Here is a 22,135-nt window from a genome sequence, read left to right as displayed (position 1 = left end):
GTATCCCACCGTTCGGAGCGCTCACATGGCGAAGGCATCCCCTGTTCCCGGCAAGACCCTGCTCACATCCCAGGATCACACCCTGATCCTGATCGACCATCAGTCGCAGATGGCCTTCGCGGTCCGCTCGATCGATATCGGTTCGCTGCGTACCAACACGGCGCTGGTCGCCAAGGCGGCGCAAGGCTTCGGCGTGCCCACCATCGTCACCACGGTGGCGGAGAAAAGCTTCTCCGGGCCCTTGTTTCCGGAGATCACCGACATCTTCGCCGGCCCGGTCTACGACCGTACCAGCATGAACGCCTGGGAAGATGCGCAGGTCACCGATCGCGTCAACGAGATCGGCAAGAGCAGGCTGGTGTTCGCCGGGCTATGGACGGGCGTGTGCATCGTGGGGCCGGTGCTGTCGGCGCTGGACCAGGGCTTCGAGACCTACGTCATCACGGACGCCTGCGGTGACGTGTCCGACGAGGCGCATGAGCGAGCCGTGGCGCGCATGATCCAGGCCGGCGCACGGCCGATGACCAGCCTGCAGTACATGCTGGAACTGCAGCGCGACTGGGCGCGCGGCGAAACCTACGCGCTTACCACCGGTATCGCCCGCGAGCACGCCGGCGGCTACGGCATCGGCATCCAGTACGCCAAGACGATGTTCAGCGCGCAGGAAGGCGGCCATTGACCGGCCATCCAGGTCAACTTCGCTCACCCATCCGAGAGAGCACATGAAAACCGACGAAACAAACGGCGGAATCGACGAAGGTCGCCGGGCCCTGCTGGGCACCTCCGTCGCCGCAACCGCCGCGATGGTCCTGCCTGCGGTCTCCCTGGCCGCACCGGCTTCCTCCTCCTCGACAACGAAAAAGGGCGCTCCCACCATGAGCACGATCACGACCAAAGACGGCACTCGCATCTTCTATAAGGATTGGGGCAAGGGACAGCCGGTGGTGTTCTCCCACGGCTGGCCGCTGAGCGGCGACGCCTGGGAGGCGCAGATGCTGTTCCTCAGCGGCCAGGGCTATCGCACGATCGCCCATGACCGCCGTGGCCATGGGCGTTCGGACCAGCCTTGGCAGGGCAACGACATGGACACCTACGCCGACGACCTTGCCGAACTGATCGAGCAGTTGGATCTGCGCGATGTCGTCCTGGTCGGTCATTCCACCGGCGGTGGCGAGATTGCGCACTACATGGGCCGTCACGGTACCAAGCGCGTCGCCAAGGCCGTGCTGGCGGGCGCGGTGCCGCCGATCATGGCGAAGACGCCGAGCCATCCCAACGGCTTGCCGATCGAGGTGTTCGACGGCATCCGCGCCGGCGTGCTCACCGACCGCTCGCAGTTCTATCAAGACCTCGCCGCCGGTCCGTTCTTCGGCTTCAACCGCCCCGGTGCGAAGAAGTCGCAGGGTGCGATCGATGCATTCTGGCTGCAAGGCATGATGGGCGGCCTGAAGGGGCAGTACGACTGCATCAAGCAGTTCTCCGAAGTCGACTACACCGAAGATCTGAAGAAGATCGACGTGCCGACCTTGTTCATTCACGGCGACGACGACCAAGTGGTGCCGATCGATGGTGCTGCGCGCCTCGCGGTGAAACTGGTCAAGGGCGCGACGCTGAAGGAGTACCCCAAGGCGCCGCACGGTCTGCCGGCCACGCACCAGCAGCAGTTCAACGAGGATCTGCTCGCCTTCATCAAGGCCTGAGGTCCATTCGGCGGTACGGCCATCCTTCCCCGGCCGTACCGCGTTTTACGTCGGAGCCGTGCCGATGAAGCCGTATCTCTTCTCGCTGGGTGCCGGCCTGCTGGTCGGGATCATCTATGCCTTGCTCAACGTGCGTTCGCCGGCGCCGCCGGTGATCGCGCTGGTCGGTCTGCTGGGCATCCTCATCGGTGAACAGATTCCACCGCTGCTGAAGCACTACCTGCCCAGGCAGAAGCCGCCCAGCGCCTGGATCCACGAGCAGGTCAAGCCGCACATGTTCGGCGAGTTGCCCAAGTGCGACCGGCCCCGCGTGCCGGACGGCGATCCGGCTGCGCGCTCATGAGTCCGCGTGCAACCCCTGGAGTGGATCGCAGCCGACGCAACTTCCTCGGCACGGCAGTCGCGGCGACTTCCGCGATGGCCCTGCCACTGTCCGGAATCTCTGCGATGCCCGATCTCATCCTCCATGGCGGAAAGTTCACTACCCTCGACCGCGGTCGGCCCACCGCCACCGCCGTGGCGATCGTGGACGGACGCTTCACCCATGTCGGCGAGGACCGCGACATCCTCGCCCTGGCTGGACCGTCGACGCAGGTAATCGACCTGCAAGGCCGCAGCGTGCTGCCTGGCCTGTGCGACAACCACACCCACGTCATCCGTGGCGGTCTGAACTACAACATGGAACTGCGTTGGGACGGCGTGCGCAGCCTGGCCGACGCGATGGCGATGCTGAAACGGCAGGTCGCGGTCACGCCGCCGCCGCAATGGGTGCGCGTGGTCGGCGGCTTCAGCGAACACCAGTTCACCGAGAAGCGTTTGCCGACGTTGGAGGAACTCAACGCGGCTGCACCGGACACCCCGGTGTTCATCCTGCATCTGTACGACCGCGCCCTGCTCAATGCGGCGGCGCTGCGTGTGATCGGCTACAACCGCGATACGCCGGAGCCGGCCGGCGGTCAGATCCTGCGCGATGGCGAGGGAAATCCGACCGGACTGCTGCTCGCCAAGCCGAACGCGAACATCCTTTACTCGACGCTGGCGAAAGGGCCGAAGCTGCCATTCGACTACCAGCTGAATTCGACGCGCCATTTCATGCGCGAGCTGAACCGGCTCGGCGTGACCAGCGTGATCGACGCCGGCGGAGGATTTCAGAACTATCCTGAAGACTACGAAGTCATTCGTACGCTCGCGCGGGACGGCCAGCTAACCGTCCGTCTGGCCTACAACCTGTTCACCCAGAAGCCAAAGCAGGAAAAGGACGATTTTCTGCGCTGGACGGCGGGGTCGAAGTACCGGCAGGGCGACGACTATTTCCGCCATAACGGCGCCGGCGAGATGCTGGTGTTCTCCGCCGCCGACTTCGAGGATTTTCGCGAGCCCCGGCCGGACATGCCCGCCGAGATGGAGGGCGATCTGGAAGGCGTGGTGCGCATCCTGGTGCAGAACCGTTGGCCCTGGCGCATGCACGCCACCTACGACGAGACCATCCGGCGTGCGCTGGACGTGTTCGAGAAAATAAATCGCGAAATGCCGTTCGACGGCCTGCACTGGTTTTTCGACCACGCGGAAACCATTTCGCCCGAATCGATCGACCGTGTGGCCGCCCTGGGCGGCGGCATCGCCGTGCAGCATCGTATGGCTTACCAGGGCGAGTACTTCGTCGAACGCTACGGCGCCAAGGCCGCCGAAGCGACGCCGCCGGTCAAGCGGATCCTGGAATCCGGTGTGAAGACATCGGCCGGCACCGACGCGACCCGCGTCGCTTCGTACAACCCGTGGGTATCGCTGTCCTGGCTGACGACGGGACGCACTATTGGCGGAACCTCACTGTATCCGCGCCGCAATTGCCTGGATCGTGAGCAGGCATTGCGGATGTGGACGGAGAACGTCGCCTGGTTCTCGAACGAGGAGGGCAACAAGGGCCGCATCAAGCCGGGACAGCTGGCCGATCTCATCGTGCCCGACCGGGATTTCTTCGCATGCAGCGAAGATGAAATCACCGGCATCACCTCTCTGCTGACGGTCGTCGGCGGCAAGGTCGTGTACGCCGCAGGCGAGTTCGTCGCCCATGACGTTCCGCCGCCGCCGGCGATGCCCGAGTGGTCGCCGGTGCGTCGTTACGGCGGTTACGCCGCCTGGGCCGACCCATCGGCCGCGCGCACGCCGGTCGCGGCGTCCGGTTGCGGATGCAGTCACGGCTGTCGCGTGCACGGTCACGACCACATCGCGGCCTGGGACAGCCAGGTTCCAGCCGGGGACCTGAAGAGCTTCTGGGGCTCCCTCGGCTGCGCCTGCTGGGCGGTATGAACATGAGTGCGGAGCGAAACATGAATGCATTGAGACGATGGCTGACTTCACGATGGCTGCGCCGGATCGCGCTGCTGCTGATCTGCGCGGCCTATCTGCAGGGCGGGTTGACCAAGGCCTGGAACTTCGCCGGTGCGATCGCGGAGATGCAGCACTTCGGCCTGCAGCCGGCTGCGCCGATGGCCGCGCTCGTGATCGTCGTCGAGCTCGGCGCGGCTCTGCTGATCATCAGCGGCTATCGACGCTGGCTGGGAGCCTTGGTGCTCGCTGCGTTCACCGTCGCGGCCACCTTCGTCGCCAACCGCTACTGGGCGGCACCGGCCGCGGAGCAAGCCATGCTGGCCAACGCCTTCTTCGAACACCTGGGCCTGGCGGGCGCCTTCGTCCTGATCGCCTGGCACGATCTGGCCCCGCACGATCTGGCCTCGCACGAGCCGGAGGAGCGGCGCTGATGTCCAATAATGCCGCCGGTTCCGGCAAGACGGCGGGCGCGGGCGCATTCGCGCCGCTTCGCCACGCCACGTTCGCGGTGTTGTGGACAGCGACCGTGGTCGGCAACACCGGCAGCTTCATGCGCGATGTCGCCAGCTCCTGGCTGGTGACCGATCTGTCGCCCAGCCCGGCGATGGTCGCGTTGATCCAGACCGCCGCCACGCTGCCGATCTTCCTGCTGGCGATTCCGGCCGGCGTGTTGACCGACATTCTCGATCGCCGGCGCTTTCTGATCTTTGCGCAGACCTGGCTGATTCTCGTCAGCGGTACCTTGCTGATGCTGGCCTGGACCGGCGCGCTGACGGTCGAGTACCTCGCCGCGCTGACGTTCCTCGGCGGCGTCGGCACCGCACTGGCGATGCCGACCTGGCAGGCGATCGTGCCGGAACTGGTGCCGCACGAGTCGATCCGCGCCGCGGTGACCTTGAACTCGCTTGGCATCAACATCTCGCGAGCGATCGGCCCGGCGCTAGGGGGCTTGCTGCTCGCGGGACTGGGCGCGGCTGCGGCCTACGGCGCGGACGTGTTGAGCTACGTGTTCGTGATCGCTGCATTGCTCTGGTGGCGTCGCCCGCAACCAGCCGCCGACGCGCTCAACGAGAATTTCCTGGGTGCGTTCCGTGCCGGCCTGCGCTACGCACGGACCAGTCGCGATTTGCACCGGGTGCTGCTGCGTGCGGCAGTCTTCTTCGCCTTCGCCAGCTGCGTGTGGGCGCTGCTGCCATTGGTGGCGCGCGAGTTGCTGCATGGCACCGCCGGCTTCTACGGCGTGCTGCTGGGCGCGGTCGGCGCCGGCGCGATTGCCGGCGCATTTGCGTTGCCGTGGCTGCGCACCCGTTTCGACGCCGATCAACTGTTGTTGGGCGCTTCCCTGTGTTCCGCCGTGGTGCTGGCGCTGCTGGCGATCGCTCCGCCCAAGCCGGTGGCATTGCTATTGCTATTGGTGCTGGGCGTCGGCTGGATCACTGCGCTGACCACCCTCAATGGCGTTGCCCAGGGCGTGTTGCCGAACTGGGTGCGCGGACGCGGATTGGCGGTCTACCTGACCGTATTCAACGGCGCGATGGCGGCGGGCAGTTTCGGCTGGGGCCTGGTCGCCCAGCGCAGCAGTGTGCCCATGGCTCTGTCGATCGGCGCGGCAGGCCTGGCGATAGTAGGCCTGGCCTTGTATCGGGTTCGGCTGCCGAAGGGCGATGCGGATCTCGAACCATCCAGCCACTGGCCGCAGCCGCTGCTGGCATTTCCTGTCGAGCGCGACCGGGGGCCGGTGATGGTGCAGGTGGAGTACCGCGTCGAGGCGGAGCGGCGGCAGGATTTCCTGCAGACCCTGGAGCGTTTTTCGGAGGGCAGGCGCCGCGATGGCGCCTACCTGTGGGGTGCAGCCGAGGATGCTGCGGATCCTGAGCGCATCGTCGAATGGTTTTTGGTCGAATCCTGGGCGGAACACATGCGCCAGCACCGTCGCGTGTCCCATGCCGACGCCGACCTCCAGCATGCCGTCGCTGCCTTCCATGTCGGGCCACAGCCGCCGAAGGTCCAACACCTGCTGAGTCTGCGTGCCAGCCATGCATCGCCCACGGCGAAATCGTAAGGCGGGGTTCGCCGCGTTGGCGGGGCTGCTGGCGACTGCTGCCAACGCCGCGTCGCCGACGGAATTGCGGCCTGCCTACAGCGCCAATCGCTGGCAGGAGGACTGGTCGACGCTGGCGGACCCAGCCGCGCGTACGCAGCCGATGGATCGCCTCAAATTCCTGCCGTTCGGCGAGGACGGCTATCTGTCCCTGGGGCTGAACCTGCGCGACCGCTTCGAATCCGCCGACGGCCCCAGCTACGGTACTCGCGGTCCGCGCGACAGCTATCTGCTGCAGCGCCTGCAAGTCCATGCGGACCTGCGTGTGAACGCTCGCTGGCGCGGGTTCGTGCAGGTCGAGGACGTGCGTTCGTTCGGAAAAGCGCAACCGTCGCCGACCGATCGCAATCCGCTGGACCTGCGGCAGGCGTTCTTCGATTACCGAGCGCCGCTGCGCGACGGCGCGTGGACGATCCGCGCCGGCCGGCAGGATCTGCCCTTCGGACAGCAGCGATTTCTGAGCTCGCGCGACGGGCCGAACCTACGCCAGTCGTTCGATGCGGCGTGGCTGCATCTCGAGGTTGGCCGCTGGAACGCGAGCGTTTTCTTCAGCCAGCCGGTCCAATACGCGAGCGAAAGCCACTTCGATGACGTTTCCAATCGCCAGCTGCGGTTCGACCTGCTGCATGCGGAGCGGGCGCTCGCAAACGGCTCGATCAGCTTCTTCTATGCGCGCTATGCCGATGCCGAGGCCGATTATCAGGAGGCGGCGGGACGCGAGTGGCGCCATAGCCTGGACGCGCGTTGGACCGGCGTCGCGGATCGCTGGGACTGGGATGCCGAAGCCGTCGTCCAGGGCGGCGAGGTAGCAGGTGTCCCGGTGCGGGCCTGGGCCTTGGGCGTGCGGGGCGGATACACGTATTCCACGCATCGTCTCGCGCCGCGGATGGGATTGCAGATCGATCTGGCGTCCGGCGACCGGCGCAGTGGCGACGGCAAGCTCGAGACCTTCCATCCTCTGTTCCCGAACGGCTCGTACTCATTCACTCAGGCCGGACATACCGGCTACGTCAACCTGATCCAGCTCAAGCCGTCAATCGCGCTGAAGCCGACACAAGCGCTGCAAACCTCGCTGGCGATTGGCGGATTGTGGCGGCAGACCGTGCGCGACGCGGTGTACCTGCAACCCGATATCCCGCTCGCGGGAACAGCCGGCCAGCCCGGACGCCATACCGCGACCTACCTGCAACTCAAGGCCGAGTGGGAACTGAGCCGGCAACTGACTGCCGCCGCGGAACTCGTGCGCTACCAGGCCGGGCGCGCCGTCCGCGCCGCCGGTGGCCGCGACAGCGACTACGCGGGGCTGGAACTGAAGTTTTATTGGTGATTTCCCGGAGAAATGCATGAACGACATGACCGAGACGAAACAGCGCCGCAAGGCTTCCCTTGTCACCCCGACTGCCCTGGGCGCCGACGCGCGACGCGATATCGGCGCCGAACTCAATACCTTGCTTGCCGACATCTTCGCCCTGTACCTGAAGACGAAGAATTTTCATTGGCATATGTCGGGGCCGTACTTCCGCGATTACCACTTGCTGTTGGACGAGCAGGCCGACCAGATCTACGTCACCGTCGATCCGATCGCCGAGCGCGTACGCAAGCTCGGCGGGCTGACCTTGCATTCCACTGGCGAGATCACCCGGCTGCAGCGGCTGTCGGACAACGATGCCGACTACGTGACGCCGGCGGACATGCTGGCCGAGCTGCGCGAGGACAACACCCGCGTCGCTGGCTTCATGCGCGCGACGCATGCCTTGTGCGATGAGTACGGCGACGTCGCGACTGCCAGCCTGCTGGAAAACTGGATCGATGAAGCCGAACGGCGCATCTGGTTTCTGTTCGAAGCCGGACGTGGCAGCTGAGCGATGGGCGTATGCCCCTGGTCCTCATGCATCGCATGCGAACCAGGGGCAGGGCGGTCAGGCCTTCGCGGTGTCGTGCGTCGGCCCGGTCGGAATCATCGATCAGGGGAGATCAAAGAACAGGATTTCGGCGTCCTTGGCCTGATCGAACGTGATGTGCGTTTCCTGCTCGATCTTCAGTGCGTCGCCGGCCTTCAGCTCGACTCCGTTGACCGTGAGCGTGCCGCGGACAACATGGACGTAGCCGCGCCGGCCTGAGCCCAGCTCGAATTCGGCACGTTCATCGCCATCGAGCAGGGAGGCGTAGAGGAAGGCGTCCTGGTTCATGCGCAACGAGCCGTCGCGTCCATCCGGCGAGATCACCAGCCGCAGCTGCCCGCGCTTGGAGGCCGCGTCGAAATGCTTCTCCTCGTAGCCCGGCTCGTGGCCCGCCTTGTCCGGAATGACCCAGATCTGCAGGAAATGCACGCGATCGCTGGGCGAGTGATTGAACTCGCTGTGGCGGACGCCGGTGCCGGCGCTCATGCGCTGGACATCGCCGTAACGCAGCACCGAGCCATTGCCCATGCTGTCCTTGTGCTCCAGAGCGCCGTCCAGAACGTAGGAGATGATCTCCATGTCCTGGTGGCCGTGGGTGCCGAAGCCCTGTCCGCCGAGGACCTTGTCCTCATTGATTACCCGCAGGTCCCCGAAGCCCATGTGGCGGGGATCGCGGTATTCGGCGAACGAAAAGGTATGGCGCGAGCTCAGCCAGCCGTGCTCGGCGCGGCCGCGCTCTTCGCTCTTACGGACCTGCATCATGGTGTGCTCCTCTCGCTTAAGTGCGATTTGATTGAATGTGGCCTTGGCGTACCATCGGGCTCGTAAACCCCGGAAATTGCTGATCGCTCTTGGCTTGGCGGGCAGTATGGGAGCCGCGGTGCGGTAAGAAAAGCGAACAGATTGCCGTCCTATCATCGAGAAAATCGAATGCTCCGTCTGACCTTGGATGCCCTGCAGATCCTCGATGCCATCGACCGCCGGGGCTCCTTCGCCGCGGCCGGCAAAGAACTGCACAAGGTGCCGTCGACGATTTCCTACACGGTGGCCAAGCTCGAGGACGACCTGGGCGTCCAGGTGTTCGAACGCCTCGGGCCCAAAGTCGCGTTGACGGCCGCCGGGCACGAGCTACTCAGGGAAGGGCGCTACCTGCTGAAAGCCGCGCAGGATCTCGAACATCGGGTGCGTCGGGTGGCCTCCGGTTGGGAAACCGAATTCGCCATCGGCATCGATTCCCTGTTCTCGGTCGCGTCGCTCGAGGAGGACATGCGTGCGTTCTACGCGGTGGCGGATCGAACCCGCCTGCGCATCGCACAGGAGACCTTGACCGGTACCTGGGAATCGCTGCTGGATCGCCGCGTTGATCTGCTCATCGGAGCGGCGGGGGAGGGGCCTTCCGGAGGCGGCTACGTTGCCGAACCCATCGGCCGCGTTTCCTTCGTATTCGCAGTGACACCCGATCATCCCTTGGCAAAGGCCGTAAAGCCGCTGGGGAAGGCGGAGCTGCAACAGCATCGCGCCGTGGTCGTGGCGGATTCGGCGCGGAAATTGCTGCCGAGAACCGTGGGCCTGCTGTTTGGCCAGGATGCGATCACCGTTCCCGACATGCGCAGCAAGTACCAATTGCAGCGGTCGGGGATGGGTTTCGGTTTTCTGCCCGAGCCTTATGCCCGCGAGGCAATCGCAGCCGGCGAGCTGGTGGTGAAAGCGGTTGAGGAGCCGAAGCCCGACGAGACCTTCTATCTGGCCTGGCGTACGGGTGAACTGGGCGCCGCGCTGAAATGGTGGATAGACCGAGCCCGGTCGCCGGGTAAGTTGTACGATCTTCTGTCGCTCTCGTGTAGTTGATCGCTGGACCCGGAAGCCTTTACAACCAGGCCACGGCCGCCCGAGCGAGTTTGCGATACCACGGCATCCGCAGCTGCGAATTCATGGGGGCGGTTGGGGTCATCAGGCCGGCGGTGTCAGCGATGTCATGGCGTGTCTCGGGAAACTCATTCCGTCGATGCAATGCTCTGACGCGTTGTCGACGCTTGCAGATGAATTCTTCAGTTGCGCAGCAGCTCGTTAGCGCGGTCGTTCGGGTACGGCATGCCGTCAGGCCAAAGGGGCGGGCGCATCGTGAAGCCTCTGTTCACGGCAGGGAATTGGGATATCCGTAACTAATTGTTTCTGCCCAGCATTTTTCTACGAGTGCTCGCCCGCCTACCGCGATCAGGTAGTCCCCTACGCTGATTCAGCCGTGTTGTCGGCCAAGCTCGTCAAGAACGGCACGTTGAAAACCTACAAAGGCGCGCCTCACGGTATGCCGACCACACACGCCGACCAGATCAATGCCGACCTTCTGGCGTTTTTGCAGAGCTAGCGGGCGCGGCTCATGGCCTGCCTTGGCGCAGGTCCTCTGGGAGACATCGAAGGATGCTCGTAAGAATGGTTCCGACTCGCGCGGGATGCGGGTCGGAACGTTGAACCCTGGTAGTGCCGGCGGAGCGGATCGGTCTTGGTGATCAATTTCATCGGTGCGCGCAAGCCCATAACGGACATCAGGCTGCACACGAGCGTACCTGGCGCCTCTCTCTGGCGTAGCCACTCGGGGATCGACCCACGTAACGAGTGAACGCAGTACTGAACGTGCTCGCCGACGAATAGCCCACGCGCTCGGCTACCTTCTCGATCACCAGATCCTGGCGGTCGAGGATGTCTTTCGCGATCGCCATCCGCCAGGCGAGCAGATACTCCATCGGCGGCATGCCGACCGCGCGGGTGAAGCGTTGGAAGTAGGCCGACCTCGACAGCGCCGCGACCTTGGCCAACTGCTCTACGGTCCACGCGCGCGACGGGTCGCGGTGCATCTCCCGAATGGAAAGGGCGAGACGCTCGTCCGCCAGTCCGCGCAACAGACCCGCCGGCGCCGTGTCGCCCGGCGCCGCCCGCAAGGCTTCGATCAGCAGGACCTCGACCAGCCGGGTCAGGATGAGATCGCGCCCCGACCTCGTTTGCATGGCTTCCTCGCGCACGAGGCGGACCAGCACGCCGAAGCGATCCTCGCCCCGCACGTGGATGACGGGTGGGAGCAGCGCCACCAGCAGCGCCGTGTCTGGCGAATCGAAGACGAAATAACCGCCGAGCATGCGCACATCGGGCTCCCCCTCGAGGGAACCATGACGCAATTCATCGCCTTGCTCCGCAATGGTGGCGGGATCGACGTGCTGCGGTTCGACGGGTTCGAACCCCGACAGGACAAATCCCGGCGTCGCGGGCAAGAACACGAAATCGCCTGCCTCCAGGCGCAGCGGATCCGCCCCATCGACCTGCAGAAGGCACGAGCCGTCGGTCACGACACAAAAGCCAGGGTGTCCGAATGGTGCGTAGCGAACGCCCCATTGCCCGGCGCCGGAAATGCTCTTCCCCATGACCTGGACAGGTCGAAGCAGGGTGATCAGCTCGGCGAGGGGGTCGGTCATGGCAGGACTATTACCAATGTTTCATGGACTTTACAGCATCGATAGTCCTGTGTCGCGCGCCTATCGTGGTCGCACCTACCACCACGGAGTCCCCGCAATGAAGACCGTTCTGATCACTGGCAGTTCCTCCGGCTACGGGCTCGAAACCGCCCGTCACTTCCATGATCGCGGATGGAATGTCGTCGCCACGATGCGCCGGCCGAGCCCCGGCATCCTGCCCGCGTCCGACCGCATCAAGCTGGTCGCGCTGGATGTCACCCGTGCCGACAGCATCGACCGCGCCATTGAGGAGGCTGGCCAGATCGATGCTCTCGTCAACAATGCGGGCATCGGTGTCGTCGGGGCCTTCGAGGCCACTTCGATGAAAACAGTGCGCGAGGTGTTCGAGGCCAACACGTTCGGCACGATGGCGATGGTGCAGGCCGTGATTCCGCAGATGCGCGAGCGACGGGCGGGCACGATCGTGAACGTCACCTCGAGCGTCACCTTGGCCAGCATGCCCCTCGCTGCCGCTTACACGGGCAGCAAGACTGCGGTCGAAGGGTTCACCGGTTCGCTGGCGCACGAACTCGGCGCGTTCGACATCCGGGTCAAGCTCGTCGAACCCGGCTACTGCCCGACGACGCGGTTCGCCGAGAACGGGGCTGAGCGCATGAACGGCCTCATCCCGGATACCTATGCGGACTATGCCCGCCCGATCTTCGAGGCCTTCGCCCGTCCGCAGGCGACCACGCAGCCCCAGGATGTGGCCGAGGCGATCTGGCGGGCCGTGCACGACGTCTCCGACCAGTTCCATTTCCCGGCCGGCGCCGATGCCGTCGCATTGGCGGGGCCGCGATAACGCGCTGGCACGACGGGTCCGGTCCGGAAGGCGGCTGCGTCATTGGGTGCCGGTCCTCGGATTGCTCCTGGCAGCGGCGCTCGTCGCCGCTGCCTTGGGGGCTTGGGCACATCCCCCTGGCCGTAAGTCCGGCGCTCATCGCTCGCCCCGGTGCCATCCCGCCGCTGGACGCTGCTACGTTCACTACCAAGTTCATGACGGGTACGCTGCTGCCCTTCGCCTGGTTCGAGTTGGACGGCAAGCGCTTCCCGCTCAGCCCGCGATGTTTGTGCGCCGTGGTGATCCAGCACTGGGAAGAGCGCGACGGCCGGTCCAGCGGACAGTTGGAGCGAGACACAGCGATACAAACCGCCCGCTTCCTCGAAGCGCGCTTTCGACCGGCTGACATCATCCCTGGCCCATTGCGCGTGTCGCTTCGCCACCCGAAGCTGGCCGATCTGCAGGTCGGTGCGTTGCTCAGCACGCGAAAAGCCCTGTGGGTGGTGGTCCTGGTGGATGTCCGGCGCACGAAAGACTTGCTTGCTGCCGAGCAGCGGCTTCGCGCCTTGATCGAGGAAGATGACGGCTTGGTGGCGCAGGACCTGGCCACCAGCCAGATCCTGCACATGCCGCTTCAGGGGCGCTCGCCAGATGCGGTGCGCGTGCTCGCGGTCATCGTCGCGCCCATCGCTGGCGGCGCCTCCGTCGCGCTCCCGCATGCGTCCAATATCAGGACTTTGTTCCTCGTGGACTTGGTGTCGATCGTGGAGTCGGTCGAGCGACCGCAAGATTTTGACGACTACTTCGCCTTCGTCGATGCCAATGAGGAGTCGGCCTCTCCGTTCACCGGTCCCATGGATCACTTCGCCGCGTTTCGACACTCACACGGCGTGCTCATCGGCGGCGCGATCCGCCCGACCATGATTATGCTCGACCCGCACAGTGGGTCCAATTATCGGTTTGAAGAATTGCGAAAATTCTGGGCCTCGGCGCCGCGCCGGCTTCCTGATGACGACCCCACCACGTGGTCGGTGAAGCCCACCGACAAGACCTTGCACCAGCTGACCCATCGCGGCCGCCCGTGGCTGTCGTGGTGCGCCGACGGGGTCGAGCCCACTTTGCACTTCATGCTCGATGTCAACGCGCAAGACCTGGAGGTGCGGCACGGCAGTTTGTTGGAGTTGTTCATCCACTGCGTGGCGGACGCGTGGAATGAGCGAGCGGAGTTGTTCCCCGCGAACCTGTTCGTGCACCAGCGAGTTGTGACCCATTGCCGCGCCAACCTGGACCACTTGCCAGATGAGAGCGGCGGCGAGCGCTCGGCCGGGCCGCTACTTACCGCGTGGAAGATCCGCGAACGCAACGCCGACTCGCTGGTGCTGGAAGTCGAGGTCGACTTGTCTCAGGTCGCCGCGGACCTGGAGGATGCCTCGGATGCCCGGTTCGAGACCTTCTGCGCCAGCGAGTGGCTCCGGGGCGCATGCGCCGTGATGGCAATGCCGCTGGACGAGCAGGTGCTGCGAGGGTTGGCGGCCACGGCGGACCGAACGCCGCGCTTCACCCTCTCGCACCGGGAGCGAACGGTCGATGTACCCGATCACCCCAATCCGATTTCGGCCGATCTGGAGCATTTCAAGCTGGCGCGGCGCGATCTGGCAATGGAGTTCCAAGCCGAAGGCATCTCACCGGGTCGCTATGAACTCAAGCCGGCCAAAGCGGTGATCGACAAGATTCGCGATCGCTATCGGACGTTGGTGCACGAGCACGTCCGCAAGTTTGATCGGCAGGCCTTCGTTCGCCTTGCGGTCGAGCAGTTCGATCATCTGGTCGCCGAGTACGACCGCGAGAGCACGCGGCTTCGCATGAGCCTGACGCACGAAGTCGACTTCGATCGCACCGAGCAACAGGCCAAGGCGCACGAAGAGTTCATCCGGACGACGCGGAATGTTCGCTACCTGCTAGAGCTTGCGTATAGCCGGGGCGTATCGGGGAGCAGGGTGCCCACCGTTGATGAGTGGCAAGCCTTGGTAGCGCAGGCGGATTGGTTGCTGGTGCTGTATGGGGCAAGCGACACCCTGCATAACGAACTGGAAGTCGGCGGCGTCGACGTGGATAGCGAATTCATCCCCGAAGTCTTCTACGAAGGTGACGATGACCAGGCATACCAACAAGAAGCTGCGAACGAGCTGCTGGCGCGCGGCGATGACCAAGATCTCGTCGCGGCAATGGACGAGGCGCAGCGGCAACGGCTTGATGCCGCCTTCGTAAACAGTGTTGGCTTCTCCATGGCCACCCTGCTGCCCGTGTTGGCGGTGCTGGGTCGGTGGGTGAGCGCCAAGCAAGGGGCGGTGCCACTGGCATGGTCGTACGAGGGGTCCAGAGCGGACGTGCTAGCCACCCTCGTCGCGCACGTGCCGCTTCAGGTGCCGCCGGCCGAGGTGGAAGCGGCGTTGGACTTTGTGACGCTGGACCCGGGCCGTGTGTGCTTGCTCGCCGGTCAAGACAAGGAAACGGACGATGTGCCGATCTGGGAGCACCGCAAGCGCGTGCACCGCTACGGCATTCGCCCCGTACTGCGGGTCGGGCAGGACCGGCTGTTGTGGGGCGCGGCCGCGGCGCATCGCGCCTTCGGCATCTGGAATGGCACGTTCTCGGACGGCTACCCGCCTGCCGACTTTGGGTATCCCCAGATCGAGGACGTCGCTGGCTCGATCAAGGCGCACATTGAACAGGATCTGGAACTACGCGCCGTCGAAGTGTTTGGCCGGCATCTGACGTACGTCGAGCACGGCGTCGATTTCCACCGGCGGTTCCGGAAAGAAGGCTTCGAGGATGTCGGCGATTTCGACGTGCTGGCCTACCGTCCGGAGGACAACTGGTGGTTCATGGTCGAGTGCAAGTACAACAAGCCGGCGTTTTGCATCAAGGACATGCGGCGTCTTCGCGAAGACGTCTTCGGCAAGACCCCGGCGACGGGCCAGTTGGCGAAGATCGCGCGGCGACACGCGTTCTTGGAAACTCACGCGACGCGACTGCTTGAGCTATTGAAGTGGCCCGCAAGTGCTGCCGTCGAGCAGCGAATCGAGGACTTGTACGTGTGCCCGCGCATCTTCCCGTTCATGCGCCGAGTGCCGCGTCCGGTGCTGACGCAGTTCGTTCGGCTGGGCAAGCTCGACGCACTGGTACGCAGTCGCCTAGATGGTGGAGCGGATCCCGGTGAGTAGGGTCGGAGCGGGGCCGTGCGTCGGATAAGGCCGAGAGGACTCTCACTCGGTGCCGATCGGCGCCGCCAATTCGTCGGAACGGGCCAGCATCAGTTGGAAAAGCCACATAGGCGACGACGTTGACGCTGGCCGGCGACGGCGCTGTGGCCTTCGGTGAGCGTGGGGTGGAGGTTCTTGAAGTACATTGATCGCGTCTGGGTGGACGGGACGGCACGATATTCAAGGCCGCGGGCCGACTACCTGCCCACAGCCTCGGAAGAACAGTACGAATTTTATCAGCCGCGCTAACTCATGAAACGCATCGACTTTTCCAAACTTCGCAAGGGCGACATTCTGCTGACGACGTCCACCCACCCCCAAAGCAAGGCGATCCGGACATTCACCAAGAGCGATATATCTCACGCGATGCTCTACGTCGCCAACGGATCGGTGATGGATTCGACGGGCGAAGGCGTGCACGCGCGCAATCTCCAACGGCAGACCTACGACGACGACTGTGCCATCTACGCCTACCGCCCGAAGGCGACGATTGACCCGAAGACGATCAATCAAATCGTTGATTACGTTCGCTCGGAGACGGGCGCACCCTACGCAACCCTCGATGCCATGCGCTCTCCGTTCAAGCCGGAGCGGAAAAGCAGCGCGGCGCAGTTCTGTTCCCGCCTTGTCGCGCGCGCGTACGCCAATGCAGGCTTTCCCCTGACGGACAATCCGGACTACACGACGCCCGCCGACCTCCAACGCTCGGACCGGCTCCAGAGCATCCCTGACGTCGTGCTACACGTCACCGCGGAGGAGAAGGCCGAACTCGAGGCGGGCGACAGCGTCAAGGGCATGCGGGAGGTCACGAATGACCTACTGGAGCGGGTGCGGGCGATTTTGCCTGTGATTCGGGTGTTGAATGATATTTACCCCTTCCTGCTGGCCAACCCTTCCTTCGATGCCGCGATCGCCGAGGCCCATCGTGCCTCCGGATTTCTGGATTACTGGAAAGTGGAAATGGCACGCCATCCGTATCGCTATGATCCGGTGGAAATGGTGCGCTTCTATCAGTCCACGGCGCAGAAGGACGAACTGCTGGAGTACTGTCGCACCACCCTTGAGGACGATGCGGCCAATGCGTTCGCACATTGGCAAGTGAACCTTGATGCTTGTGCGGCGCTGCTGGAAATGAAGCCGCTCGAGACCTTCCGACTCAATCGCGATCTGTACGCGACCCTTTGCTTCAACCACGAGCGCCGGGTCAAGACCGCGCACATGCTTGTCTCGGTGTATGGGGATCGGGCAGGCACGTGAGCACTTAGCCGATGCGCGCCGCCTTAGGGGTCGCAATCTCGGTCGGCTCGTGGCCGAGGTGGAATGCCACGACGTACAGGACGGTGGCGTCCATCGGCGCGCCCGAGCCCATCCGGATGGCGACCTTGCGCTGGCCGTGGCACAGCGACACTCCCAATACCCGCAGCGCGTCGATGTGCTGCTGCAGCTCGGCGTAGATGTCGAGCTTGTCGGTTTCCGAGTACAGGTCGTGGCAGTCGCGGTACTCACGGTAGTAGTCGATCAGCGCAGCGAACTCGGCCGCCGCCTCGCGCGGCAGCTCGAAGGCTGGCTCGGACAGGTCCATCTCGCACGAGGCGATGAGGCTGGCCAGCTGACGGCCCGTGGTCAGCGGCGCCACCGCCAGGGTGATGTGGTCGCGCTCGAACTGCGCTTGCGCCGCCTGCAGTTCCTCGGTCGTGGGCAGCGAGAAGGGTTTGTTTAGCGCATCGATGTCGTTGAGGTCGAAGGCGCGGGCCAGGGCGCGACGGGTGTCGAAGCTGGCCGAGTCGCCCTGTTCGACCCGCTGGACGGTGCGCACGTTCAAGCCCGAGATCTCGGCCAGTTGCTCTTGCGACCAATGGCGCAGCTCGCGGAACTGGCGGATGCAGGCGCCGACTTCGGCTGTGGTCAGCAGGCGGGGCGGGGTCGCGGTGGTCATGGGGCGTCACTCCGGTGGGGTAGGGATCCCAGACTAGGAAGGCGCAGGACCCGGCAACACGACAGCAGCCCGACAGGCGCCCGACACGGGTCAATTATCCAGTAGCCGGGACGCCGGGTTGTTCGGCGCATTGCCGGCTTGGAAATACCCCACGACGCTCGACACCGCCCGGTGCTCGGTCAGCTGCATGATCGCCGGCAGCGACACGCCCTGACGGCTCGCCTCGGTGACGAACCCCGAGCGCAGGCTGTGTCCGCCAAAATCCCCCTCCAACCCGGCCAGCCGGGCGCGCCGCTGCACGATCTCGCCCACGGCCGCCGGCGATAGGGCAGGGCCCACGCGCTGCTTCCACAGCCGCCGGAAGATGGCCCCATCGGTGATTCCCGCCGCAGTCAGCCAGTCCTCCAGCGCCAACGCGGCCCGATCAAGCACCGGCTTGTCCGGGGTCGAGGACGCGGTGACACCGGCCTGCTGGGTTTTGCTGTGCTCGAGCCGGTAGAGGTAACCCTGCGCGCCGATCCGCCGCAGGTCACGCATATCGGCGGCGGCGATCTCGCTGCGCCGGCGTCCGCCGCTGCCGAATCCGAAGCAGAGCAGGGCACGGTCGCGCAGTCCTTCCAGGCTGTCGTCGCAGGTGGCCAGCATCGCTTCCAGCTCGGCCAAGGTGATCGCGGTCTTTTTGCGTGGTCGCTCGCCGCGTTTGACAGAAGCACGGGCCGCACGGCTGAGCACGGTGCGGATAGCTGGCTGCTCGCAGGGATTGGGCTGCTGCTTGAGTCGGTGCGCGGTGGACAACACCGCAACCCGGTGCCGGACCGTGGATAAAGTCCAAGGACCGGGTTTGGCCTTCAGGCCGGCGGCCACCAGGGCTTGGTCAACCTCCGGTGGCAGTTCCCACGTCAGCTCGCCGTCGGCGTTACGCCGGACCACATGGTCGACCACGAACTGCAGGACGACGGCGTCAGGCACTGGCAGCATCAGGTCGACCCCGTAGCGTGCGGCATGCCAACCCGCCCAGTAGCGTAGCGCGCTGGCGTAGCTGCGGGTGGTGTTGGCCGCGGCGGCTTCGGCCAAGAGTTCCCGTACCGCCTCGGCCGCCTGCTGGGCCAACTGGGCGGGCAGCACCAGGCTGTTCGCGGCTTGGGCGAGGGCAAGATTTGTGGAATTATCTTTCATATTATGTAGTGTATACTACGAAATAGAGCTTATACCCACGATAATCATCACTTATCGTGAGTATAAATCAGCAGAGCAGGGCGCCCGTGTAGGAGCACTTCCATGGCCCGAGGTATCAGCGAATCCGACGTCCACATCGCGGCCGACGCCTTGGTCGCGGCCGGCGAACGGCCGACCGTTGAGCGCATTCGTGCCCACTTGGGCACCGGGTCGCCAAACACGGTCACGCGCTGGCTGGAAACCTGGTGGCAAGGACTAGGCGAACGACTTCAAGCCCAGGAACGGCGGCTCGCAGTCCGGGAGGCGCCAGAAGCGATCACCGTCCTGGCAGGAGAGTGGTGGGCGATGGCGCTTGAACACGCTCGAGCAGTTGTCTTGGAGGCACTTTCTGCGGATCGCGCTGCCTTTCAGGCTGAGCAGGACGCGGTGCACCGAGCGCATCAGGAGTTCGCCAGCGAAGCCGGCGCATTGCGTGACAAGGTTGAAGCGGCTGCCCACGCCGAGCGGTTGGCCTTAACCCAGGCGACGGAGCTCCAACGCCTCGTCAAGCAGCTTGAGGGACAATTCCAGGAAGCATCCAGGCAACGGGATACCGCTCTCGCACAGGTTGCTGACGCCGATGCTGTACGCAAGGCGGCCGACGCCCGTCTCCAGGAGTTGCAGGAGTCGTCCACCATCGAGCGGGAAAATCTGAGGCAGCATATCCGGATGGTTGAGGATCGCGCTCACGCAGAAGTTGACCGAGCTCGCCAGGAGGCCAAGGAGCTGCAGGCTCGCGTTGCGGCAATGGTTAAGGCGCATGCAGCTAGCGAGAAAGCGCTCCTGCAGACCGCCGAACAAGCGAAGGCTACGGCCGATGAGGCTGGCCGGAGCGCCGGCATCGAGCGTGCTCGGGCCGATGTGCTTGAGAAGCAATTGGCCAAACTTCAGGATCTACCTGCGGCCTTGGAAGCGGTGATGCGCGGGAGCGATACCCAGCCGAAACCGCAGAAATCCAGTGGCAATCGGACCGTTCGTGTGCCGCGCAAGCACACTAAATCTTCAGTCGAGAGCTAATTTTTCAAGCCCCGGTCTAGCCATCCTTCTTCTTTGTTTCACCAAGAATCGTCCGGAAAGCTTCGGCATCCTTCGGGTTTAGCGCGTGATCCGGACAGCTAAGACGATCGATTTCGATCAGTTCCAGTCGAGACCGTGCAATGCCGTCGGCATCAAGCTTCGCAATTAATTCCTGCGGAGTTCGAGCACTCCAGATTTCTTTGCCGCCCATGACCGTGGCGAAGAGACCGCCGCTATAGCCAATAAATACTGTGTCGTCGCTCATACGGTCATGGTATCCACGATGAGGCTTGAGTGTGAGTACAGAGTCTTCGCTGTAGCCGAGGTTCACGTGTGTGCCATACCAAGCTGAGCTTCGCGGAGTTCGCGGTCCCACTGGCAGAATCTGCGCGACTATGTCCCGAATGCACGGGATCTGTACGGGATTGTCCCCGCGAGTTGCGCATGAAGTCCCGGCTGAGTGCATCAAATTTTTCCGGGCGGACATCCATGATGGTCGCCTCGGCGACGTGCTGATGCGCGTCGAAGCCTACTTCAAGAATCGACCGCAGGCGAGGGTACTGCGCCACCACGCTATGGTCGACGCCGAGGCCTTGCGTTGGGCCTTCGAAGGAGCGATCAACCCTCCGAAGAACGACCTCTAGTGCAATTCGCAGGGCAGACGCCCCAAAAGTCGGGCTAATCGGCGGCGCTTGTTTGCTCGGCTAGCTCGAGGGCCGGCTGTCGATCGCGTTTTGCCAACTGTGCGGCTACGCGTCCGGCGGCCAAGGATCGACGCAAAGAACTAAACGGGTGCCATGCCAAGAACAGAAGCAGCCCCGCCAACAGCAGGAAACTCAGTCGTTGCGTAGAAACAGTTTCGGTTAGGAACGCGTTGGTAGTAGGCGCTCGCCAAGCCTCGCAGATCTGCTGTCGTTCTAGCGTACTGAACCCGGTTTTCTCCGACAACGCTGCCTGGCAGTCTTCTGGACGCAACGGCAGCGCACTGAATTCCAGGCGTCGGGCGGAATCCGCTGTCAAGGCAAACCAAGTGCCACTGCTCTTGAACCGCAACAGGGCCGTGTCCACCGCGGTCCCCAAGAAGGCCAGGATGGCCGCGGACAGCAGCACGGTCATCAGTGCCCGCTTGGCGGTCTGCCACACCGGCTTGGGCAGCTTTGCGACGCGGAATCCTGTTGACTCCACGCTGATGTAAGCCCCAGCCAGTCGGATGTCGGAAACGTCTAATGCGTGGCGCTCGATCGTGCGAATGAGTGTCTGGGCATGCGTGGTTGTTTGCGCATGCAGTCCCGACATGAAGCGAAACGACATCAAGCTGTTCTGATCGTCCAAGAACTCCTTGATGCGCGCGTTAGTCACTTCCTGGCGGTCGGTAAACCAGCGCCACAGGCGATAGACCAGCACGTGCGTCGAGCGCGTTCGGGCCCAGACCCACAGCGCGGTGGCTATGAAGGCCAATGCGACGACGACACTGATGTTGCCGAGCAGCGAGGTGATGGTGGTCAGTTGCATCGAAGGTCCGTCCATGAGGTTGTCGATCACGAGGCCCAAGAAGGAGTCTTTAGTTCGAGCAATTGCCCAATGGAACAGGAGCCCGCATTTCGAGGCAAGCAGTCAGGCGAAGGCAGCCAGCGTAAATGGGAAGCGAGGTCCGCGATCGATGGCGACAGCGCGGGCGGCCGGTTTGACCTAATTCAGATATTTGGCACGGAGACGCTCGGCTCGTTGACCTAAATCGGATATCTGGGAGGAGGCCCGCGAAACAGCGGGTACCCGGTCAAAGGGGGGAGTAATTACGTCGGAGAGGTAGAGCCTTCCTAAACGCCGTGCGGAGCCTTGCGTGAACCTCGCGCAATACTTCGCATAATGCATAGTGGGTGCTGTCGTTCAGGTTCGCCTTCGCGGTCTGCGCGGCCTGTGCACCGACGGGCATCATCAGGGCGATGGCAAGCACTAGCGCTGCCGCCACCGCCCCCAGCCTGCGCGCCACTGCGGCCCAGGCTTTCCGGTCTGCGTCTGTACGGGCGCGCTCCGACTCGATCAGCGCCAGCCACGCCGCTTCATCCTCGCTGAGGTCTTTGGCCATGCGCGCGATCACGCCCGCGCGGCCCTGTACGCCGTTGAGGCGCCATTCGCTCACGGCGCTACGTGTTAGGCCGAGCGTGATCGCTGCGGCGTTGTCGGAGTCGATGTTTTTTGCCTTTTTCCAGGCGTCCAGCAGGCGTGTTGTGGCGCTCATGTCAGAAATCTCTTGACAGGGTGTCAGATACTACTTTACAAGGCTTTTTGTCAGGCAGTTCCTGACAAGGGCCGACCCGCCGGGGACAGGCCCCGGCGGTAGGGGGCTCCCCTCCACCCGCCGCCGAAGTCCCCGGCCGCAAGGGGAAGGG

The 22,135-nt window shown here is 64.2% G+C and carries 20 protein-coding genes and 1 pseudogene; 14 read left to right on the top strand and 7 right to left on the bottom strand.

The window, feature by feature from the left end; all coding sequences use genetic code 11:
• Nucleotides 1–25: 25 nt before the first annotated feature.
• From ASE10_RS13950 to ASE10_RS13915, 8 genes are all read left to right on the top strand, one after another.
• On the top strand, nt 26–679 hold the full coding sequence (locus ASE10_RS13950) for a hydrolase (RefSeq protein WP_055906927.1): 654 nt from the start codon (nt 26–28) through the stop codon (nt 677–679).
• Between the two features lie 196 nt (nt 680–875).
• Complete coding sequence (locus ASE10_RS13945) at nt 876–1,700, top strand: alpha/beta hydrolase (RefSeq protein ID WP_055906925.1); 825 nt, start codon at nt 876–878, stop codon at nt 1,698–1,700.
• A gap of 64 nt (nt 1,701–1,764) precedes the next feature.
• Nucleotides 1,765–2,043, top strand: coding sequence for a XapX domain-containing protein (locus ASE10_RS13940; RefSeq protein ID WP_055907183.1), 279 nt, complete (start codon nt 1,765–1,767; stop codon nt 2,041–2,043).
• Nucleotides 2,044–2,147: 104 nt separating this feature from the next.
• A complete protein-coding gene (locus tag ASE10_RS13935) occupies nt 2,148–4,007 on the top strand; it encodes an amidohydrolase (RefSeq protein ID WP_200949791.1) in 1,860 nt (619 codons plus the stop codon).
• Between the two features lie 20 nt (nt 4,008–4,027).
• A complete protein-coding gene (locus ASE10_RS13930; protein WP_156087770.1) occupies nt 4,028–4,459 on the top strand; it encodes a DoxX family protein in 432 nt (143 codons plus the stop codon).
• Nucleotides 4,459–6,090 (top strand): MFS transporter, encoded by a 1,632-nt coding sequence (locus ASE10_RS13925; protein WP_055906919.1) that lies wholly within the window; start codon nt 4,459–4,461, stop codon nt 6,088–6,090. The genes ASE10_RS13930 and ASE10_RS13925 overlap by 1 nt, the downstream gene beginning before the upstream one ends.
• A 16-nt stretch (nt 6,091–6,106) precedes the next feature.
• Nucleotides 6,107–7,456 carry an alginate export family protein gene (locus tag ASE10_RS13920; protein WP_235565870.1) on the top strand — a complete coding sequence of 450 codons (1,350 nt, stop codon included), beginning with the start codon at nt 6,107–6,109 and terminating at the stop codon, nt 7,454–7,456.
• Between the two features lie 16 nt (nt 7,457–7,472).
• The gene (locus tag ASE10_RS13915; protein ID WP_055906913.1) at nt 7,473–7,991 is read left to right on the top strand and encodes a DNA starvation/stationary phase protection protein; all 519 of its coding nucleotides are present in this window, start codon (nt 7,473–7,475) and stop codon (nt 7,989–7,991) included.
• A 102-nt stretch (nt 7,992–8,093) separates the two neighbouring features.
• Here ASE10_RS13915 and ASE10_RS13910 read toward each other — a convergent pair whose 3' ends face one another.
• A complete protein-coding gene (locus tag ASE10_RS13910; RefSeq protein WP_055906909.1) occupies nt 8,094–8,792 on the bottom strand; it encodes a pirin family protein in 699 nt (232 codons plus the stop codon).
• A 168-nt stretch (nt 8,793–8,960) separates the two neighbouring features.
• On the opposite strand from ASE10_RS13910, the gene ASE10_RS13905 reads away from it, so the two are divergent.
• Entirely contained in the window at nt 8,961–9,878 is a 918-nt protein-coding gene (locus ASE10_RS13905; protein ID WP_055906906.1) for a LysR family transcriptional regulator, read from the top strand.
• A 364-nt stretch (nt 9,879–10,242) separates the two neighbouring features.
• A pseudogene (locus tag ASE10_RS19710) lies at nt 10,243–10,395 on the top strand (alpha/beta hydrolase); the annotation flags it as partial.
• Between the two features lie 178 nt (nt 10,396–10,573).
• Here ASE10_RS19710 and ASE10_RS13900 read toward each other — a convergent pair.
• A complete protein-coding gene (locus ASE10_RS13900; RefSeq protein ID WP_055906904.1) occupies nt 10,574–11,494 on the bottom strand; it encodes an AraC family transcriptional regulator in 921 nt (306 codons plus the stop codon).
• A gap of 97 nt (nt 11,495–11,591) precedes the next feature.
• On the opposite strand from ASE10_RS13900, the gene ASE10_RS13895 reads away from it, so the two are divergent.
• The 3 genes from ASE10_RS13895 (at nt 11,592) to ASE10_RS13885 (ending at nt 16,834) form a co-directional block, all read left to right on the top strand.
• Nucleotides 11,592–12,335, top strand: coding sequence for an SDR family oxidoreductase (locus ASE10_RS13895; RefSeq protein ID WP_055906902.1), 744 nt, complete (start codon nt 11,592–11,594; stop codon nt 12,333–12,335).
• Between the two features lie 194 nt (nt 12,336–12,529).
• Nucleotides 12,530–15,538, top strand: a complete 3,009-nt coding sequence (locus tag ASE10_RS13890) for a hypothetical protein (protein ID WP_056305437.1) — start codon at nt 12,530–12,532, stop codon at nt 15,536–15,538.
• Nucleotides 15,539–15,829: 291 nt separating this feature from the next.
• On the top strand, nt 15,830–16,834 hold the full coding sequence (locus tag ASE10_RS13885) for a YiiX/YebB-like N1pC/P60 family cysteine hydrolase (RefSeq protein ID WP_055906868.1): 1,005 nt from the start codon (nt 15,830–15,832) through the stop codon (nt 16,832–16,834).
• 4 nt (nt 16,835–16,838) lie between these two features.
• Here the strand turns inward: ASE10_RS13885 and ASE10_RS13880 are convergent, their stop codons facing one another.
• Complete coding sequence (locus tag ASE10_RS13880; RefSeq protein ID WP_055906865.1) at nt 16,839–17,513, bottom strand: helix-turn-helix transcriptional regulator; 675 nt, start codon at nt 17,511–17,513, stop codon at nt 16,839–16,841.
• 90 nt (nt 17,514–17,603) lie between these two features.
• Complete coding sequence (locus ASE10_RS13875) at nt 17,604–18,689, bottom strand: site-specific integrase (protein ID WP_055906862.1); 1,086 nt, start codon at nt 18,687–18,689, stop codon at nt 17,604–17,606.
• Between the two features lie 102 nt (nt 18,690–18,791).
• Here ASE10_RS13875 and ASE10_RS13870 point away from each other — a divergent pair, with 102 nt between their 5' ends.
• Nucleotides 18,792–19,745 carry a DNA-binding protein gene (locus tag ASE10_RS13870; protein ID WP_055906859.1) on the top strand — a complete coding sequence of 318 codons (954 nt, stop codon included), beginning with the start codon at nt 18,792–18,794 and terminating at the stop codon, nt 19,743–19,745.
• 16 nt (nt 19,746–19,761) lie between these two features.
• Here the strand turns inward: ASE10_RS13870 and ASE10_RS20270 are convergent, their stop codons facing one another.
• The 3 genes from ASE10_RS20270 to ASE10_RS13860 form a co-directional block, all read right to left on the bottom strand.
• The gene (locus ASE10_RS20270) at nt 19,762–20,010 is read right to left on the bottom strand and encodes a hypothetical protein (RefSeq protein ID WP_157480931.1); all 249 of its coding nucleotides are present in this window, start codon (nt 20,008–20,010) and stop codon (nt 19,762–19,764) included.
• A gap of 413 nt (nt 20,011–20,423) precedes the next feature.
• Nucleotides 20,424–21,257 carry a DUF6216 family protein gene (locus tag ASE10_RS13865; protein WP_157480929.1) on the bottom strand — a complete coding sequence of 278 codons (834 nt, stop codon included), beginning with the start codon at nt 21,255–21,257 and terminating at the stop codon, nt 20,424–20,426.
• A gap of 265 nt (nt 21,258–21,522) precedes the next feature.
• Complete coding sequence (locus ASE10_RS13860) at nt 21,523–21,984, bottom strand: DUF3693 domain-containing protein (protein WP_056305433.1); 462 nt, start codon at nt 21,982–21,984, stop codon at nt 21,523–21,525.
• Nucleotides 21,985–22,135: the final 151 nt, after the last annotated feature.

Origin of the sequence: Lysobacter sp. Root76 (assembly GCF_001428685.1) — a bacterium.
Taxonomy (GTDB): Bacteria; Pseudomonadota; Gammaproteobacteria; order Xanthomonadales; family Xanthomonadaceae; genus Lysobacter.
The sequence above is the reverse complement of the archived record's forward strand: the minus strand, read 5'-3'. Positions and strand labels throughout refer to the sequence as shown.